General features: G+C 39.5%; 15 protein-coding genes. 8 read left to right on the top strand and 7 right to left on the bottom strand.

Features of this window, described 5'->3' with window-relative positions:
• Positions 1-5 precede the first annotated feature (5 nt).
• The 5 genes from K348_RS0105460 to purD all read right to left on the bottom strand — a co-directional run bounded on the left by K348_RS0105460 (position 6) and on the right by purD (position 5,428).
• Positions 6-1,391 (bottom strand): bifunctional UDP-3-O-[3-hydroxymyristoyl] N-acetylglucosamine deacetylase/3-hydroxyacyl-ACP dehydratase, encoded by a 1,386-nt coding sequence (locus K348_RS0105460; protein WP_029903743.1) that lies wholly within the window; start codon positions 1,389-1,391, stop codon positions 6-8.
• A 20-nt stretch (positions 1,392-1,411) separates the two neighbouring features.
• Positions 1,412-2,452, bottom strand: coding sequence for a UDP-3-O-(3-hydroxymyristoyl)glucosamine N-acyltransferase (gene lpxD, locus K348_RS0105455; RefSeq protein ID WP_029903741.1), 1,041 nt, complete (start codon positions 2,450-2,452; stop codon positions 1,412-1,414).
• 124 nt (positions 2,453-2,576) lie between these two features.
• Positions 2,577-3,047: a DUF4251 domain-containing protein gene (locus K348_RS0105450; protein ID WP_029903740.1), complete on the bottom strand. Its 471-nt coding sequence runs from the start codon at positions 3,045-3,047 to the stop codon at positions 2,577-2,579.
• A gap of 101 nt (positions 3,048-3,148) precedes the next feature.
• Positions 3,149-4,156 (bottom strand): hypothetical protein, encoded by a 1,008-nt coding sequence (locus K348_RS0105445; RefSeq protein ID WP_029903738.1) that lies wholly within the window; start codon positions 4,154-4,156, stop codon positions 3,149-3,151.
• The gene (purD, locus tag K348_RS0105440) at positions 4,157-5,428 is read right to left on the bottom strand and encodes a phosphoribosylamine--glycine ligase (protein WP_029903736.1); all 1,272 of its coding nucleotides are present in this window, start codon (positions 5,426-5,428) and stop codon (positions 4,157-4,159) included.
• A gap of 175 nt (positions 5,429-5,603) precedes the next feature.
• Between purD and K348_RS0105435 the strand changes: the two genes are divergently transcribed.
• The 3 genes from K348_RS0105435 to K348_RS0105425 all read left to right on the top strand — a co-directional run bounded on the left by K348_RS0105435 (position 5,604) and on the right by K348_RS0105425 (position 8,982).
• Complete coding sequence (locus K348_RS0105435; protein ID WP_029903734.1) at positions 5,604-6,368, top strand: ThiF family adenylyltransferase; 765 nt, start codon at positions 5,604-5,606, stop codon at positions 6,366-6,368.
• Positions 6,369-6,395: 27 nt separating this feature from the next.
• Complete coding sequence (locus K348_RS0105430; RefSeq protein WP_029903732.1) at positions 6,396-6,851, top strand: hypothetical protein; 456 nt, start codon at positions 6,396-6,398, stop codon at positions 6,849-6,851.
• Between the two features lie 127 nt (positions 6,852-6,978).
• On the top strand, positions 6,979-8,982 hold the full coding sequence (locus K348_RS0105425; protein ID WP_029903729.1) for an OPT family oligopeptide transporter: 2,004 nt from the start codon (positions 6,979-6,981) through the stop codon (positions 8,980-8,982).
• Positions 8,983-9,285: 303 nt separating this feature from the next.
• Here K348_RS0105425 and K348_RS0105420 read toward each other — a convergent pair whose 3' ends face one another.
• Positions 9,286-9,981 (bottom strand): hypothetical protein, encoded by a 696-nt coding sequence (locus K348_RS0105420; RefSeq protein ID WP_029903727.1) that lies wholly within the window; start codon positions 9,979-9,981, stop codon positions 9,286-9,288.
• 136 nt (positions 9,982-10,117) lie between these two features.
• Here K348_RS0105420 and K348_RS0105415 point away from each other — a divergent pair, with 136 nt between their 5' ends.
• The 5 genes from K348_RS0105415 to K348_RS0105395 all read left to right on the top strand — a co-directional run bounded on the left by K348_RS0105415 (position 10,118) and on the right by K348_RS0105395 (position 17,832).
• Complete coding sequence (locus K348_RS0105415) at positions 10,118-10,936, top strand: hypothetical protein (RefSeq protein ID WP_156032787.1); 819 nt, start codon at positions 10,118-10,120, stop codon at positions 10,934-10,936.
• Positions 10,937-11,694: 758 nt separating this feature from the next.
• A complete protein-coding gene (gene leuS / locus K348_RS0105410; RefSeq protein ID WP_029903723.1) occupies positions 11,695-14,496 on the top strand; it encodes a leucine--tRNA ligase in 2,802 nt (933 codons plus the stop codon).
• A 29-nt stretch (positions 14,497-14,525) separates the two neighbouring features.
• The gene (locus K348_RS0105405) at positions 14,526-15,392 is read left to right on the top strand and encodes a YitT family protein (protein ID WP_029903721.1); all 867 of its coding nucleotides are present in this window, start codon (positions 14,526-14,528) and stop codon (positions 15,390-15,392) included.
• A gap of 86 nt (positions 15,393-15,478) precedes the next feature.
• Positions 15,479-17,053 carry a glycosyltransferase family 39 protein gene (locus K348_RS0105400; RefSeq protein ID WP_156032785.1) on the top strand — a complete coding sequence of 525 codons (1,575 nt, stop codon included), beginning with the start codon at positions 15,479-15,481 and terminating at the stop codon, positions 17,051-17,053.
• Between the two features lie 8 nt (positions 17,054-17,061).
• Positions 17,062-17,832 carry an SDR family oxidoreductase gene (locus tag K348_RS0105395; protein WP_029903717.1) on the top strand — a complete coding sequence of 257 codons (771 nt, stop codon included), beginning with the start codon at positions 17,062-17,064 and terminating at the stop codon, positions 17,830-17,832.
• Here K348_RS0105395 and K348_RS0105390 read toward each other — a convergent pair.
• Complete coding sequence (locus tag K348_RS0105390) at positions 17,829-18,398, bottom strand: phosphatase PAP2 family protein (protein ID WP_029903715.1); 570 nt, start codon at positions 18,396-18,398, stop codon at positions 17,829-17,831. The genes K348_RS0105395 and K348_RS0105390 overlap by 4 nt on opposite strands.
• Positions 18,399-18,486: the final 88 nt, after the last annotated feature.

Genomic DNA, 18,486 nt, shown 5'->3' with positions numbered 1-18,486 from the left:
GTTAGTTATTTGTTTTTCACGATTTGGGCTGTAAATTCGGCCTCAGAAACAAGCTTATCTCCGATAAAAGCATATCCCTTCATGTTGGCTATACCTCTTCGGATTTCAGACATCATATTAAGCCTGAAAACAAGCGTATCTCCGGGAACTGCCTTATTCCTGAATTTTACATTATCAATTTTAAGAAAATAAGTAGAATATCTCTCAGGTTCTTCCACCTGCGAAAGGACAAGAAGGCCTCCTATCTGAGCCATTGCCTCTATTTGAAGGACTCCGGGCATAACGGGTTCCTGAGGAAAATGCCCCTGAAAAAACAATTCGTTTACACTCAGGTTTTTTATTCCGACAATATGCTTTCTTCCGATTTCAATAACTCTGTCTACCATCAGAAAAGGATATCTGTGCGGCAATAATTCTTTTATCCTTTTTATATCAAAAACAGCCTCTTTATTCGGGTCGTAAATAGGAGGTTGTACTTCATTCAATTTAATTTGTTTACGTATAAGACGAGCCAGTTTATTATTGATCTTATGGCCCGGACGTGTAGCTATAATACGCCCTTTTATGGGTTTTCCGATGAGTGCCATATCTCCTATTATATCGAGGAGCTTATGACGTGCAGGCTCATTCGGATACTGGATTTGTTTATTATTCAAGTATCCTAATTCAGAAGCATTCTTATGAGGTACACCTAATAGATCGGCTAAACTGTCCAGTTCGTTCTGGGAAATTTGGCGTTCATAAATTACTATGGCATTATCCAAGTCACCTCCTTTTATCAAGCCGGCATCACGTAATTTCTGTATTTCACGTACGAATACGAATGTACGGGAACTAGCAATATCCTTCGAAAAATCATCCAGATCTTCTAATGAAGCAGATTGATTAGGTATATATTTGGATTCAAATTCTATAAACGAGTTTATACAAAAACGGTCGTCAGGTAAAAGTGTCAGCCTCGAGCCGGTTTCTTCATCCACCACTTCCATTTTCTGGCGAACGATAAAGTAATCCCTTTCTTCGGTTTGCTCCACTGTGCCAACTCCGTATATAGACTGAACATACTGTATTGAACTACCATCAAGAATCGGGAATTCAGGAGCATTTACTTCTATCAAACAATTGTCTACTCTCAATGCATAAAGTGCTGCCATAGCATGCTCTATCGTGCTCACCTGCACACCGTCTTTTATAAGAACAGTACCCCTTTGAGTATTACCAACATTTTCGGCCAACACATCGATTACCGGCTGATTTTCCAAGTCAACTCTTTTTATTTTGTAGCCATGGTTTTCAGGAGCCGGATTAAATGTTATTGTAATTGGTAGTCCTGTATGTAAACCTTTTCCGTGTAAAGTAAAACTGCTTTTCAGCGTATGTTGCTTGCTCATTCTTTTTTAATAAATGATTCTTATTTGTTCTGGTTAGATTTTAACTCGTCTATTTCCTTTTGCATTTTAGCCATTTGACGATACATTTCCGGTAATTTAGGGAACACCACGCTGGATCTGAAAAAATCTCTCACCGGAATAGCAGGCGCTCCTATTATTTTTGCACCTGACTCTACATTACTGATGATACCGGATTGTGCACCTATATTGGCATCGTCCCCGATAGTAATGTGCCCGCCCAAACCGACCTGTCCTCCAAACATGCAATGCTTACCTACTTTTGTAGATCCGGAAATGCCGACTTGTGCTGCCATAACTGTATTTTCCCCAACCTCTACATTATGGGCAATCTGGATAAGGTTGTCTAATTTAACTCCTTTATGTATAATCGTAGCATCCATGACTGCACGATCGATAGTAGTATTAGCACCTATCTCAACGTCGTCCTCTACGATAACGATTCCCATTTGAGGTATCTTTTTATAAGCCCCGTTTTCAGGAGCAAAGCCGAATCCATCGCTGCCGATAACGACTCCGGCATGTATAATACAGTCATTGCCGACAATACACCCCTGATATATTTTGGCTCCGGGATATATTATTGTATTATCTCCCACAGTAACATTTTCACCAATGTAGACCTGCGGATATATCTGGGTGTTATTTCCTATTTTTACATTCTCAGCAATGTAAGTAAATGCTCCTACATATATATTCTCTCCTACTTTAGCGCTTGGAGCAATATATGACATAGGCTCGATACCCGATTTCCGAGGTTTCGTTTTCTCTACCATTTCCAACAGAACTGCAAGCGCAGCATATGCATTAAAGCAACGTATTAATGTTGCCTTAACGGGTTGCTCCGCCACGAAATCATTGTTAACCAAAACAATGCTGGCTTCTGTCTGATAAATAAAATGTGTGTATTTAGGATTCGCTAAAAAAGTCAGTGTTCCGGGCTTACCCTCTTCGATTCTGGAAAAATTATTCACTACAACCGAAGGATCACCTTCTATTGTACCATTTAATACTGTGGCGATTTGCTCTGCAGTGAAAGATATTTGCATAAATAAATATTCAAAAGTATTTGGCGTCCCTTTTAGAGATGCGAAATAAGTAATAATTTTCCAAATATATGACTTTTATACTTAAAAAAAGAGTCATAGAAGGTGAAATATTATATATTTATTCTATCTTTCCATAAAAACTTATTGATTGCCGATTGTTATCTCTCACTGACAGAGTTGCATATCCTGTATCTCCGATTTGCAGGTTTAACTGGTACCTTTTTGAGTTATCATTGGGTTTAATTTCGATTTCCCACATATCTTTTTTCTTTTTAGTGACGGTGTAGCCAAAGTCGGTACTTACAAATTTTATACCTCCCTCATCTGTTGGGGATGGTGCTACATACGCCCTTCCAAAATAAGGAAGATAGGAATCTACCGAGTCTTTGGAAACTCTTAACGAGTATGAATAACTCAAATTTACAGACCGGCCTCCGGTAGGCAAAGCGGTAGTGGGTACAAATCTATAATTCTGTGATTCTATTTTATCCGTAATCTGTGCTATGGTTTCCTGCTTCGATAAGCTGTCTGTAGATTTACAACCCATTAAAAAAAGAGCTGCAAATATGATTGTCAATAGTGGTTTCATTTCGATTTTATCTTTTTAGTTATTTATTCATCTATTTATTAAATATTCATAAGCATATTCATCATAAATAAAGAACGTACAATAATCTTATAATGTTTTATTTATAAAGATAAAAAAGGTAAAAAGCTGAACAGAAAATACACTATGGAAGATATGTAAAAAATAATCACGCTGGATTTCTGTTCCACCAGAGCAAAAAAATGGGACAATAACAAAGATCCGGCTATCAATGCAATATAGATATTCAATAGTGGGTCAATATTCAAAAATAAATATGCCAAGACTGCAAACACCGAAGTGGAACCCAACAGCGCAAGATAAGCCCTTATCCTGATCTTATCTTTATGGCGGTTGATATAGTTATCGGTAATTATTACAGTCAGCAACACTATTGAATACACCAGTATCACCCAATTCCCTATATCAAAATTATAAAACGGAAAATCGGCCAATAACTGAGAGTCAAGTGAAACAAAAGGTAAGAGGAAAGTGTCTATATCATCGGTAAACAAAAAGAAAGAAAAAGCAGGGAAATACAAGATAAGAGCACCCATTAATGTAGCAAGGAATGCCTTAAAATTGAAACATCTCATAATGCCCAAAGCAATCCACAGGAGAGGCAGATATATGAGCATTACAGGAGTGAACAAACTTCCCAATGCAACAATGAACCCCGTCTTAAACGCATATATCTGTTTATCTATACTATTATAGGCCTCAAATAAAATAAAGATCACATACAAAGCCAGCAATGCACTTACATACTCGCCCGACATGGAAATAAATCGCGGATTGCAGCTAAACAGAAGAATGATTACGGCAGGAGGCAATAAAGTCTTCCTGCGGATCAATACATGGGCTGTATTGATATGAGAAGAAAAGAATGCCATCCCTCCAACAAACAAACCGCTGCATATAAAAGAAGCCAGATCATTACTAAAATAAGGCACAAGAGGTTTCCACAAATATCCGTTGACGGAATAGTCAGTCGTTATACCGAAATATATAAAATAGACAATGCGGATAATAACGGCTATTACAATGGAAAGTATAAATATCCCATTGCCCTCCGCAACATTCTTTTTATATGATCTTGGTACTGCTGCCATTTATTTCAGGTCGAAGCCGATATCCTTCCGGTAGTATTTCTTATCGAAAGATACCACTTCTGCAATTTTATATGATTTGGTAAGAGCCTCTTCTTTTGTGTTCCCGTATGAACTGATTGCAATTACACGACCACCACTTGTCAGCACATTGCCATCTGATAATTTTGTCCCGGCATGGAAAAGAATACTGTCTTTTACCTCATCCAGTCCGGTCATTACCTTATTTTTTTCATAGTCGCCCGGATATCCGCCAGATACAAGCATTACTGTTACGGCATATTGGTCGTCTTCTTCCAAAGCTACCTTATCAAGCGTCTTATTTGCTACGCCTTCGAATAATTCTACCAAATCCGACTTGATACGCAGCATTACAACTTCTGTTTCAGGGTCGCCCATGCGCACGTTATATTCGATTACCATCGGTTCGCCTTTCACCTCTATCAGTCCAAGAAAAATAAAACCTTTGTATATAATATTGTCTTTTTTCAACCCTTCGACAGTTGGTATAACGATGCGTTCTTCTACCTTATTCATGAATACATCATCAGCAAACGAAACGGGAGAAACCGCGCCCATACCTCCGGTGTTCAATCCGGTATCTCCCTCACCGATACGCTTATAATCTTTCGCTACAGGCAGTATCTTATAAGAATCACCGTCCGTTAATACAAATACCGAACATTCGATACCTGAAAGAAACTCTTCTATCACCACCGTCCTGCTGGCATCTCCAAACATCCCTCCAAGCATACTTTTCAACTCTTTTTTTGCTTCTGTCAGATTATTTAGAATCAATACTCCTTTTCCTGCAGCCAATCCATCAGCTTTCAATACATAAGGAGCTTCCAGTTCCTCAAGAAAACAATAGGCTTCTTCCAATTCGTCTAATGTAAAACTCTTATAACGGGCAGTAGGGATATTATGCCGCATCATGAATTGCTTTGCAAAGTCCTTGCTACCTTCCAGTTGCGCCCCCTCTTTCGATGGGCCGATAACGGGTATATTTTTAGTTTCGGGTTCGTTAGCCAAATAATCGTAAATCCCTTTCACCAGCGGCTCTTCCGGCCCAACAACAACCATATCGATATTCTTAGCAAGAATAAATTGCTTTACTGCCGGAAAATCGGTTGCAGACAAGTTCACATTTTCCGCAATCTGGTGCGTGCCTGCATTGCCGGGTGCAACGTATAGTTTATCCAGTTTCGTACTTTGCACCATTTTCCAAGCAAGTGCATTTTCGCGTCCTCCGCTTCCCAGTAGTAATATGTTCATAGTTGTATATTAATGTTTGGCTATTATTATCGTACTTTTATCCGGCAATTTATTAATCCTGCAAAAGTTATAGGATGTAAATCTTTGAGGTGCAAAGATACATGATTATTTTCTTAAGATGAAAACCCAAGATATTTATTGTAATTTTACATCCCGAAAAAGAGAACAATAAAGCATGCAACAGGAAAAAGGTATATTCAAACGGGCAGAGTTACTGCTCGGCAGCGACACAATGAACAAAATAGCCGAAAAACGGGTTATCCTTTTCGGTGTAGGGGGAGTAGGCAGCTGGTGTGCCGAAAGCCTAATCCGTACAGGAGTGAAATATCTTACTATTGTGGATTCCGATTTTGTATGCGAAACGAATATCAACCGTCAGCTGATGGCAACAACAAAAACAGTAGGCCAACGTAAAGTAGAAGTTTTGAAAGCACGGTTGCTGGATATAAATCCCGATGCTGAAATAACAGCTATAGCCGGAGTATACAGCGAAGAAACTTCAGACTCTTTCAATCTTAACGGATACGATTATATTATCGACGCCATAGACAGCCTCAAGCACAAGTTGCACTTAATAAACACGGCAAGCCGTACCAAAGCGAAAGTCTTTTCATCGATGGGTGCCGCATTAAAAATTGACCCGACCAAAATAAAGACTGCTGAATTCTGGAAAGTCAAAGGTTGTCCTCTTGCTGCCGCTCTTCGCCGGAAGATGAAGCAGGGACAAAAGCCTGCAAAAAAAGTGATGTGTGTGTATAGCGACGAATTACTGGAAAATAAAGGACTGAAATACGAAAACGATGAATCGAAAAGCTCACAGTTACTAAAGGAAGACAACCCGAGTGTGAAGGCGCAGACAAATGGAACTCTGGTACATATAACAGCCATTTTCGGATTCACGCTGGCGGGATTGATAATACAGGACATCTGTAAGAATTGAAAACAGACATATTAAAACAATAAGAATATGAACGAATTGAACATCAATTATGGAGAAATCTCCCAAACAAGGAAGATAGCGAATATTATAACCGGAATTTATCTGGCCGGATTCACCTTGTATTTTACTATTACCGAAGGGATTGCCAGCCGGTACGGAGTTTTGTTCTTCTGTGCACTGGCAGGATTTATCTTTGCCACTATAATAGTATTGAGCAACACATTATGGCTTCCCGGCCCACTACTGAAAATCGACAACAACTCTATTATTATTGCTTTGCCTCAACAAATCAAAACAACTATAGACTGGACAAATGTCAGCCGTGTAAACATCGGTACAAGCTATATCGTCTTCTTATTGAATGGTGAGAAAAAGCAGAAGAAAATGGATATCACCCGCCTTACATATGAGGATGTAATGACTGTAAAGGCAAAGATTATAGAAATGTGCGAACATAAAAATATACCATATCATAACGATTAACCGGATATATTGAAAGCTGCCCGCCGGGTAGCTTTTTTCTTTCGGGGAAAAAATGTAGTTTTGTACTGTTAGAAATTCAGGAAGTGAATTACACCTGAATCTTTTGTAACCTATAAATAGCTGACGCGTGAAAACAGAACATGAAGAGAAGGTTAGCGGGCTGCCTGAAAATGCCTTTCGCGAGTTGAAACCGGGTGAAGAATATAAACCCATAATGTCACCCGACAAACAATATAAAGAAGTTACGCCGTGGTCGGTAATGTGGGGCCTATTAATGGCAGTACTGTTCAGTGCCGCGGCTGCCTACCTCGGGCTGAAAGTGGGACAGGTTTTCGAGGCCGCCATTCCTATAGCTATTATTGCCGTGGGATTGTCGACTGCTACCAAACGAAAAAATGCGTTGGGCGAAAATGTCATCATTCAGTCGATAGGCGCAAGTAGCGGTGTAATAGTTGCGGGTGCCATATTTACGCTTCCTGCATTGTATATACTTCAATCGAAATATCCCGAAATCAGTGTTGACTTCTTTCAGGTATTCCTTAGTTCACTGCTCGGAGGTATACTAGGTATCCTCTTTCTGATTCCGTTCCGTAAATATTTCGTTTCGGACATGCATGGTAAATACCCATTCCCGGAAGCAACCGCTACTACACAGGTATTAGTTTCCGGTGAAAAAGGCGGAAGTCAGGCAAAGCCTCTTATCCTCGCCGGTATAGTCGGAGGAGTTTATGACTTCCTTATCGCAACATTCGGCACGTGGGCTGAAACATTTACTACCCGCGTATTGCCATATGGAGCAGAACTTGCAGAGAAAGCCAAAGTGGTATTCAAAGTGAATGTAGGGGCTGCTGTGTTAGGACTCGGCTATATTATAGGACTAAAATATGCAGCCATTATTTGTGCAGGCTCGGCGCTTGTATGGTTTATTATCGTGCCGCTTCTTCCGCATCTGGGCGATTCGCTGTTGGCAACTATGAATCCTACCTTTGCCGGAGAGATTGCTACAATGACACCCGAAACTATCTTTACCACATTTGCACGTCATATCGGCATCGGAGGTATTGCGATGGCCGGAGTTATCGGCATCATCAAATCGTGGAGCATCATTAAAAGTGCCGTCGGCCTTGCATCAAAAGAATTTAAAGGTGGTGCTTCAACCACTAAACAAGTTGATAAACGAACACAACGCGACTTACCGATGAAGATTATTACTATAGGTATTATCGTTGCTCTGATCGTTACCTTCCTGTTTTTCTACTTCGGGGTAATAAATAATCTGTTATATGCTGTCGTAGGTATTTTAGTTGTTGCTATTATAGCTTTCCTGTTTACCACTGTAGCAGCAAATGCTATAGCTATCGTGGGCACGAACCCTGTGTCGGGCATGACATTGATGACACTTATACTCGCATCGGTAATTATGGTTGCCGTGGGTCTGAAAGGTACATCGGGTATGGTCGCCGCCCTTATTATCGGAGGGGTGGTTTGTACTGCACTATCGATGGCAGGAGGTTTCATTACCGACCTGAAAATCGGTTACTGGCTGGGTACCACTCCTGCAAAACAACAATCATGGAAATTCTTAGGTACACTTGTTTCTGCTGCTACGGTAGGAGGTGTAATTCTCATATTGAATAAAACATATGGTTTTACAGGAGCTAACGCTTTGGTGGCTCCTCAGGCCAATGCCATGGCGGCAGTTATCGAACCGTTGATGATGGGTGCAGGTGCGCCGTGGGTATTATACGGAGTTGGTGCATTGATTGCAATCTTATTAACGCTGCTGCGCGTTCCGGCTCTGGCATTTGCTCTGGGTATGTTTATCCCTATGGAACTGAATGCCCCGTTATTGATCGGGGGAGCAGTAAGCTGGTACGTAGGCAGCCGCAGTAAAGATAAAGCACTGAATGCCGCCCGGCTTGAAAAAGGCACTTTGTTGGCATCCGGATTTATTGCCGGTGGTGCTTTGATGGGAGTTGTAAGTGCAGCGATGCGCTTCGGTGGCATCAATCTGGTAAACGAAGAATGGCTGAGCACAGGATCATCCGAGATTCTTGCATTGGCAATGTACATTGTCATTATCGGTTATCTTGGCTATTCTTCTATGAAAGCAAAGAAAGAAACATTATAATAAGACCTTATCTTCAAATATCGCAAAGACGGGGTAAGTGCTCCGTCTTTTTTTTATTTTGGAATCCGAATCATCAGACAGATACACATATTCGTCGATAAAATTACTCTAAACGTCGAGTATTCTTTTCCAATTATCTGAAAGATAGTAATATTGGAGCCTAAAATACTTACTAGATTCAATACCAAACAAACTCTATGTTAATAGCTATAGACACATCTTCAGGAGGGCCGAGAATAAGGCCCTGATTAATACGTTTTTTAGGTTAATTGAAAGGGCCCTTCCGCGAGGAACGGCTCTTTATCATTTTACCAAAGTCATGTCCGATTTGTCTTTTCGTGCTTTTTTCAATTCTTTATATTGTTCAGTAATTATAAATAATGTTACTCTGAAACCCTTATCGGGAATATCCAAAACGCTCATAAACAAAGCCATCGGACGTCTCTCTACAATTATTTTGAATTTATAGACATAGCTCGGTATATTTTCCGATATACGATAAATGAAAGAATCTTTATACCTGCAAAAATCTTTTGTATTTTGTTTCTCTTCAGCTATGGAATAATCAGAATTTTCACCGTTCCCACCACAGTAATGATATGAATATATATTTACTTCATACGCCGCTTTGAACAGTAATTTATAAGAATCGATCGGCATCTTGACATTAAACATGGAATTTCGGCTTTCAATAATATCTGAGATATCTTTATCTGCCAAATCTCCTCCTTCATGCAACCTTCTGTATACTTCCAGATCACTGAATAAGTTCTCATATTCAGAAAAAATATTATCATACGGAATACGCCGGAAGCAACCCTCCCTGACCATTTCCATCACCTTTAATGCAAACCTGGTTGCATCTTGCCTTTTCTTTAACTCTTGTTCCCTGTCTTTTCTATCTTTCCCCGAACAGTTTTCAAGATAGAGAAACATGAGGAACCCCAGAAAAATTCCAATAATCCATACGATCAGAATAATTAAATAATATAAATTCATTATTATTTTAAATATAACTTTATAATCAGACTGTCTTTTTTGCTATCTTTATTAAGATTTTATAACATTTCTTGATTTTACTTATTTACTTTATATTAGTCTAATATTATATTGTATAATAAAACCTGATTATATTATGAGACAAGCTATCACTTTCATTTCATTTTTATTATGTCTTTCTTCATGCTCGTCTACCTATTTCTTTTCAACTTTGTCATCCAAGGACAAGCAGATGGAGAAAGTGGATAACGGAGATTTCCTTCTTGAAACCGATAGTCTTTGGATTGCGTATTGCTTCAAAGGTGAAAGTGCGCCTGTACAGATCACGGTTTTCAATAAATTAGACATCCCACTATATGTAGACTGGCAGCGCTCTGCACTCATACTCAACGGTACTGCTCACTCATATGCCAAAAATGGACTTAGCTTTTCAGGAAATTCACAGGCCGAGATTTACAGTATATCATCCGATCAGACATATAGTTATTCCGACGGAAGTTTTGCAGGACAAGTTGAGTCTCCGAAAAATGTAAGTTTCATTCCTCCCAAAACAATGATAAGCTATATACCCTTAAGGTTGGCGATGAATTTCGAGAATATAGACAAAAAGCTATATAAGAAAGCCCAGATGAGTAATAATAAATATGAAGCTTTCATCGTTAACAGGATAGACTACAATGAATATAACAGTCCGTTACAATTCGGTAGTTACCTTACCGTATATACCCACCCCGATGAACCGATGGTATTCCAGCAGGATTTCTTCATGTCGAATCTGATAAAGACCAATGCTGTAAAGCCATCCCAATTACCGGGTAACATGGCCGACAGAGGTGACTTTTTCTATATAGAGAAGCCTGCGAATAATACAATCTGGCAAGTCGCTTTGGGCACAACACTCGTCGTAGGGGCAGTAGCTGTCGAAGTCGCAATAGACTCGGACAACCGGTACTAAAGACATTTAGCCTTTCGATCATTTCTTACGGCTTCGATATATTGGGCAATACCGGCCGTATAATTTACATCCCACCTGATAACTATTTATTCAGGGCTATGAATCATGTCTTCTTGAGGATTTCTTTTCTTGGAATTTATAACATTCAATTACTCTTTTGATTTTCATTTACATTATCATCAACAATCTATATCTTTCACTTATATATTAAGGATGAATCGGGGATCCTATTATATAGTATTTAAATATTGCATAACCATAAATACAATAATTGCTAACTTGACATTACAAAAATACATATAAATATGCAATTTACACCTTACATAATGTGGCATTTTCCGTATTATTCAAATTTTCTTTGTCACATATAAGTAAAAATTCACATTTCACATCTATTAACCATATTTAGTTAAAAGGTAACAAAAGTAACGGATTTATAGCCATTAGCTGATAGCTTTTAGCCGTTAGCTTTCAATTCAAAAAGTAACAAAAGTAACAATATTCAATGATTACTAAGTAACTTGTAACTGCCCGCAGGGCGAAGTAACTTGTAACTAAAAACTATTTCAAAGAACTAAAAGCTAAAAGGCAATGGCTAACAGCTACCTCCTTATAGATAAAATTTTATCCCGATATTATCCCATATAATTCTTTAACCTAATGCACTTTTACTATAAATAAAGCACAAATATTAGTTAGTATTAATCTAAAGAAATAACTATCTTTGCGCCAGTAAAAAATTACATTAAAACCAGGTTATGGAATACAACTTTAAAGAGATTGAAAAACGTTGGCACCAGTATTGGATCGACCACAAAACCTACAAAGTAACAGAAGACAGCAATAAACTTAAATATTATGTGCTCGATATGTTCCCTTATCCGTCAGGAGCAGGGCTGCACGTGGGGCATCCGCTCGGATACATCGCATCCGATATCTTTAGCCGTTACAAAAGACTGAAAGGATTCAATGTGCTTCATCCTATGGGATACGATGCATATGGACTTCCTGCCGAGCAGTATGCCATACAGACAGGGCAGCATCCGGCCGTCACTACAGCAGAAAATATAAACCGCTACCGTGAGCAGCTGGATAAAATCGGCTTCTCTTTCGACTGGAGCCGCGAAATACAGACATGCGACCCTAGATTTTATAAATGGACGCAATGGGCGTTCATACAGATGTTCAACAGCTATTACTGCTACGATGAACAACAGGCGCACCCGATAACCGAACTGCTCGAAGCTTTCGAACAGGTAGGCACCAAAGGCATGAATATTGCTTGCAGCGAAGAACTTGAATTCACCGCTGAAGAATGGAAAGCATATCCGGAAACAAAGAAACAGGAAATACTGCTTAATTACCGTATTGCTTACCGTAGCGAGACACGCGTAAACTGGTGTCAGGCTTTAGGTACTGTATTGGCAAACGACGAAGTCATCAATGGCTTGTCTGAACGTGGCGGATACCCTGTGGAGCAACGTCTGATGCGTCAGTGGAGCCTGCGCGTTTCGGCTTATGCACAGCGCCTGCTGGAAGGATTGGATACTATAGACTGGAGCGAATCGATAAAGGAAACGCAGCGCAACTGGATAGGTAGAAGCGAAGGTGCCGAAATGAAGTTTAAAGTAAAAGATTCGGATATCGATTTTGAAATTTTCACCACCCGTGCCGATACAATTTTCGGGGTAACATTCATGGTACTTGCTCCCGAAAGCGACTATGTTTCGCAGGTAACTTTACCGGAACAAAAAGCAAAAGTAGATGCATACGTAGAAGCTACAAAACGTCGCACCGAACGCGACCGTATGATGGATAAGAAAATCACCGGAGTATTTACCGGAGCATATGCTATTAATCCTCTCAACGGTAAGGAAATTCCTATCTGGGTAGCAGATTATGTGCTTGCCGGCTATGGTACAGGAGCTATTATGGCTGTACCCGGACACGATAGTCGCGACCACGCTTTTGCTAAACATTTCAATCTGCCGATCATCCCATTGGTAGAAGGTTGTGATGTATCGGAAGAAAGTTTCGACGCAAAAGAGGGTATTATGATGAATTCCGGTTTTCTGAATGGACTGGAAGTAAAAGACGCTATTGAAAAAGCACGTCAATATATAAAAGAAAAAGGTCTTGGACGCATCAAGGTAAATTACCGCTTGCGCGATGCCATATTTTCGCGCCAGCGTTATTGGGGCGAACCATTCCCTGTTTACTATAAAGGTGACCTTCCTTATATGCTGCCTATCGATAAACTACCGCTCGAATTGCCGGAAGTAGATAAATACCTGCCTACCGAAACAGGAGAGCCGCCATTAGGCCGAGCAACGAAATGGGCTTGGGACATGGTAAACGAAGTTGTAGTGGACACATCGAAAATTGATAATAAAACTATTTTCCCACTCGAACTGAATACGATGCCGGGATTTGCAGGTTCATCTGCCTATTATCTGCAATATATGGATCCGTACAATGATAAAGAGTTGGTTTCGAAAGAAAAAGACGAGTACTGGCGCAATGTGGATCTGTATATCGGCGGTACCGAACATGCTACAGGGCATCTTATCTACAGCCGTTTCTGGAATAAATTCCTTTTTGATATAGGTATATCATGTGAGGACGAACCTTTCAAGAAACTGATAAATCAGGGTATGATACAGGGACGTAGCAGTCTTGTATACCGTATCAATGGCACGAATACATTCGTATCCGTCAATCTGAAAGACCAGTATGAAACAACAGAGATACATATAGATATAAAGCTTGTCAATAATGACATACTCGATATAGAAGCCTTCAAGTCATGGAGACCCGAATATGCAGACGCCGAATTTATCCTCGAAGACGGAAAATACATCTGTGGCTGGACTGTCGAAAAAATGGGTAAAAGATACCACAATGTGGTAAACCCTGACGATGTTGCCGAGAAATACGGGGCAGACACGCTTCGTATGTATGAAATGTTCCTCGGCCCGTTGGAACAATCCAAACCTTGGGATATGAACGGTATAGACGGTGTAAACCGCTTCCTGCGCAAGATGTGGAATCTTTTCTATAAAGGCGATACTTTTGCCGTGACTGATGAACAACCGACAAAAGAAGAGCTGAAATCTTTACATAAACTGATAAAGAAAGTTTCAGCAGATATAGAAGCATTTTCTTTTAATACATCGGTGGCTGCGTTTATGATTTGTGTAAACGAATTAACAGCAGCCAAGTGCAGCAAAAGAGCTATTTTGCAGGAGTTTCTGATTGTTCTTGCCCCTTTTGCTCCTTTCGTTACAGAGGAACTGTGGCATGCATTGGGCAATACAACTACCATTTTTGATACCAAATGGCCTGCATTCAATGAAGAATATCTGGCAGAGGACTCGTTCCGTTACGGAGTAGCATTCAATGGGAAAGTACGTTTCGATATAGAATTTCCGGCCGATGCTGTACAGAGTGAAGTAGAAGAAACCGTACTGAAACATGAGTTGGCTCAGAAATGGCTCGACGGAAAGACTCCTAAGAAAATCATCTTTGTTCCTAAAAAAATGATTAATGTTGTTCTGTAAAAATGAACGCCCTGAAAAAACTTGAAGCTATGCCGAAGAGATATCTGAAAGAATTCTATTGGAAAGATTATGTGACCATACTCTTTGGCCTTGCTTTCTATGCGCTGGGGCTTATCGGCTTTATTAAGCCTGTGGGCATCGTTACCGGAGGTTTGACCGGGATTGCGCTCCTTGTGGAATATGCAACGGAGATTCCGCTTCAATATACTTATTTCTTTACTAACTGCGCTTTGTTGCTTGTAGCATTGAAGCTATTGGGCTTCAAGTTCATGGTCAAGACTATCTTCGGGGTTATTGTCCTTACTTTTTTACTCACTCTTTGTCAGGAATATATAAAAGAGCCAATCGTTAAAAATGAACCGCTGTTATCCGGTGTTATAGGCGGTATGCTCTGCGGAACAGGTATCGGGCTGGTATTCAGCGCCAACGGGAGCACAGGAGGTACCGATATAATTGTAGCCCTCATAAACAAGTATAAGAATATTGCTTTCGGCCGCGGAATGCTATTATGCGACTTTATCATTATTTGTTCGTCATATTTCTTGTTTTATGATTATCAGAAGATTGTGTATGCCCTGATAGTAATGGGTGTGATGACATACTGTATCGATATCGTTATAAACGGTTTCCGCCAGTCTATACAGATACTTATCTTCTCCGAAAAATATGATATAATAGCAGATGCTATAAACCATGAACTGAGGCGTGGCTGTACTGTCTTGGATGCCACCGGATGGTATACCAAAAAGCCGTCGAAAGTAATTATTGTACTGGCCAAAAGATCGGAAGCTATAGAAATGTTCCGGCTGATAAAAAGTATCGACGAAAGGGCGTTTATATCGCAAAGTACTGTACGCGGCGTATACGGCGAAGGCTTCGATAAGATAAAAGCCTGAATTAAATAAGCCAATTGTAGGGAATACAATAAAACGTTATAATATCTTCCTATATTTGACATTCAAAAGAAATAAGTTAAATGGTTATGGAGACCCGCGAAAATAAAAATTACAGCTACTGTGCTGCAATAATATTGTTTTTGGGCATTATACTCCGCTTTATAAATCTAAATATTCCTTTGGGAGTATATGTCGATGAGGCAATAAGCGGATATGACTCATGGTGCCTTGCCTATTATGGGGTAGATCAGCATTTGGCTTCTTACCCTGTGTATCTGAAATCGTGGGGAACAGGCCAAAGTGCCCTCTATGCCTATTTCGGCATCCCTTTTATCAAAGCATTCGGCTTATCAATTTCTGTATATCGGCTGCCTATGGCAATTATATCCTGCCTCTCGCTGATATTATTCTATTATACATTCCGTAAGACACAGAAAAATACTTACTGGCTGCTTGTAGTCTTTCTGATATTTGCCTTAAACCCGTGGCACATAATGAAAAGTCGCTGGGCGTTGGACTGTAATCTCGCACCCGATTTTATCCTGATGGCAATAAGCTGTTTTGTACTAGGTTATAATTCACCTGAGAGAAACAATATTAAATATATAATTGCAAGCATATTTCTGGTTCTTGCAGCTTATAGTTACGGGGCAAGTTGGCTGATGTTGCCATTTCTGACTATTTTTATCTTTACATTTTTGTACCGAAAGAAAAGGATAAGACTATCCGGTATCGCTTTGTGCCTCACAACAATGGGAATATTACTTTTCCCCTTAATACTATTTGCCATTCAGCTATTTACCGGAGGAGAACAATATAGCCTAGGACCTCTGACTATTACAGCATTGAGTTCAGCACGGCATGACTCGACAGTATTACCATATGGAGGCGGTATCTGGAATAGTTTATATTATCAATTATTAAATGCAATTCATCTGCTAGTTACAGGAGATGACACTTACAGGAGAAATACTTTTTACCTCATCGGACAATTTTATAATCTGCTGGGTATTCCTTTCATTATAATTGCTATCGTTTATCTGATAAAAAGAAAAGGAGAACGAAATATTTTCGACGCACTCTTTGCATTATGCCTAATTGCCTCATTACCTACGATGTTCATTGTAGATCCCAGTGTACATCATTGGAATGTGATATGGTTCCCGCTTATATATTTTGTAGCAAGAGGCATTTTTATCAGTACGCGCAAAGCGGTCTGGCGAAGATATACTTTTTTTGCAGTAATAACTTGTTTGTCTTTTGGGTTCGGCTGGAAATATATCACATTCTTTACAGCTAAGGATACACCCTACCCGTCGGAATTCCGGGTCGATCTGGATGAAGCCATAACTGCAGCAAAAGAAAAAGGATGTGAAAAGATTTGTATGTATCAGGCTTTTGCGCATACTTTATTTTATGATCCTGTCGATCCCCATATATTCGATGCCACTAAAAAAATGAAAACATTGAAAGGTGGCATTGAAGTTGCAATAAGTTATGCAGGTTATGAACTCGAACTTCCCGAAGAAATAATTCCCGTTCATGGCAAAGTGTATATAATAAAAACTTCAGATCTAGGAAATTATAGAATTGATTTCAACAAATTCCATACACAAGATGTTTCTTTATATACTTTACTGTGGAGTAACGATACAAAATAAACAAGGATATGGAAATCAACGGCAAAAATATTATTCTTACAGGAGCCTCGTCGGGCATCGGGAAAGAGATATTATCAATTCTTTCGGATTACAGGAATGTAAAAATCATAGCTGTTGCTCGTCATATAGAAGAAATACCGAAAAAGGAAGGAATTGTCTATCCATATTCTGCCGACATAAGTTCTGTTGAAGGCATAGATAAAGTTTTCGGATATGCAGGGCAAATAATGCCACATATCGATATTTTTATCGCCAATGCCGGATTTGCATATCTGGAAAAATTAGGGAGACCCGACTGGCAGCACATTGAGAAAATATATAATCTGAATGTTTTCTCACCTATCTATTCACTAGAAAAACTCGTTTCAGTAAGTGAGGGCAAGTCGATTACGTTCGCCTCTACTGTTTCGGGTGCCGGACTGGCATCTCTGCCTGCATACTCTCTTTATTGCTCTACAAAAGCTGCTTTACACCATTTTACGCAGACATACAGATACGAAAAAGATAAGAATGTGCAAATAACAGCAGTTTATCCTGTAGCCACCCGTACCGGATTTTTCGACAAGGCCACAGGCGAAAATGATACTCCCCTCCCCTTCCCCACTCAGGATGCAAGAACAGTAGCCAGAAAAATTGTAAAAGGAATAGAAAAAGGAAAGAAGACGATTTATCCGTCACTGCTGTTTCGTATGTTTTATCCGATTGGCAGAGCTTTTCCTATCTTGATGAAAGCTTATTCCCTTATGGAAAAAAGAAAGGTGAGGAAGTGGCTAAGTTAAGGTTTTAACGGTTCTTTCCTTCTCTTGAAACTCTGGAAAACTTTATATCCCAGTATCCCCATCATGATACCGAATAATATACCGACCAGTACATCGAACGGATAATGCTTCGCTACATAAATACGGCTGTAAGCAACTACAGCAGCCCATAAAAGTGCAAGATATCCGTAAATTTTTTTCTTCCAGAAAAATAGCATAAAAAATACAGCCATCGTAAATGTGGTAGCCGAATGAGATGAAAAGAAGCTGAAACTATGGCTATACCGCTCGATAGCATGAATAGTACCTTCCCATAATTCATTGTGGATAGGGCGAGGACGTTCGATAATCAGCTTTATAATATTGGTAAGTAAAGCACTCATCCCTACAGATAAAAGGAAAAAGAAAACACCTGTCTTTTTCCATACTTCAGCCTTATAATATATTAATATTGACATCAGCAGGCAAGCCAGTATCCAATTGGTATACGAACTTAGAAAAAGCATGATTGGATCGAGCCAGTCCATATGCTTGCTATTCAGAAATAAAAATAGTTCTTCGTCCCAATATCTGATTTTATCCAACATTTTCAATCATTTAAATAATTGACAAAGGAATTATTTTTTTGTTAAACATCCAAAATTTAGGCTCTTTTATGGTTATCAGCACCCTACC

This window comes from Prevotella sp. 10(H) (assembly GCF_000711235.1).
Taxonomy (GTDB): Bacteria; Bacteroidota; Bacteroidia; order Bacteroidales; family Dysgonomonadaceae; genus Dysgonomonas.
This window is presented reverse-complemented; position numbering and strand designations above follow the sequence as displayed.

What these genes read in the sequence shown, in the direction of transcription:
- K348_RS0105460 (WP_029903743.1), bottom strand. Translation starts at nt 1,391, where the DNA reads ATGAGCAAGCAACATACGCTGAAAAGCAGTTTTACTTTACACGGAAAA.
- K348_RS0105450 (WP_029903740.1), bottom strand. Translation starts at nt 3,047, where the DNA reads ATGAAACCACTATTGACAATCATATTTGCAGCTCTTTTTTTAATGGGT.
- K348_RS0105445 (WP_029903738.1), bottom strand. Translation starts at nt 4,156, where the DNA reads ATGGCAGCAGTACCAAGATCATATAAAAAGAATGTTGCGGAGGGCAAT.
- purD (WP_029903736.1), bottom strand. Translation starts at nt 5,428, where the DNA reads ATGAACATATTACTACTGGGAAGCGGAGGACGCGAAAATGCACTTGCT.
- K348_RS0105435 (WP_029903734.1), top strand. Translation starts at nt 5,604, where the DNA reads ATGCAACAGGAAAAAGGTATATTCAAACGGGCAGAGTTACTGCTCGGC.
- K348_RS0105430 (WP_029903732.1), top strand. Translation starts at nt 6,396, where the DNA reads ATGAACGAATTGAACATCAATTATGGAGAAATCTCCCAAACAAGGAAG.
- K348_RS0105420 (WP_029903727.1), bottom strand. Translation starts at nt 9,981, where the DNA reads ATGAATTTATATTATTTAATTATTCTGATCGTATGGATTATTGGAATT.
- K348_RS0105415 (WP_156032787.1), top strand. Translation starts at nt 10,118, where the DNA reads ATGAGACAAGCTATCACTTTCATTTCATTTTTATTATGTCTTTCTTCA.
- leuS (WP_029903723.1), top strand. Translation starts at nt 11,695, where the DNA reads ATGGAATACAACTTTAAAGAGATTGAAAAACGTTGGCACCAGTATTGG.
- K348_RS0105405 (WP_029903721.1), top strand. Translation starts at nt 14,526, where the DNA reads ATGCCGAAGAGATATCTGAAAGAATTCTATTGGAAAGATTATGTGACC.
- K348_RS0105400 (WP_156032785.1), top strand. Translation starts at nt 15,479, where the DNA reads ATGGAGACCCGCGAAAATAAAAATTACAGCTACTGTGCTGCAATAATA.
- K348_RS0105395 (WP_029903717.1), top strand. Translation starts at nt 17,062, where the DNA reads ATGGAAATCAACGGCAAAAATATTATTCTTACAGGAGCCTCGTCGGGC.
- K348_RS0105390 (WP_029903715.1), bottom strand. Translation starts at nt 18,398, where the DNA reads ATGTTGGATAAAATCAGATATTGGGACGAAGAACTATTTTTATTTCTG.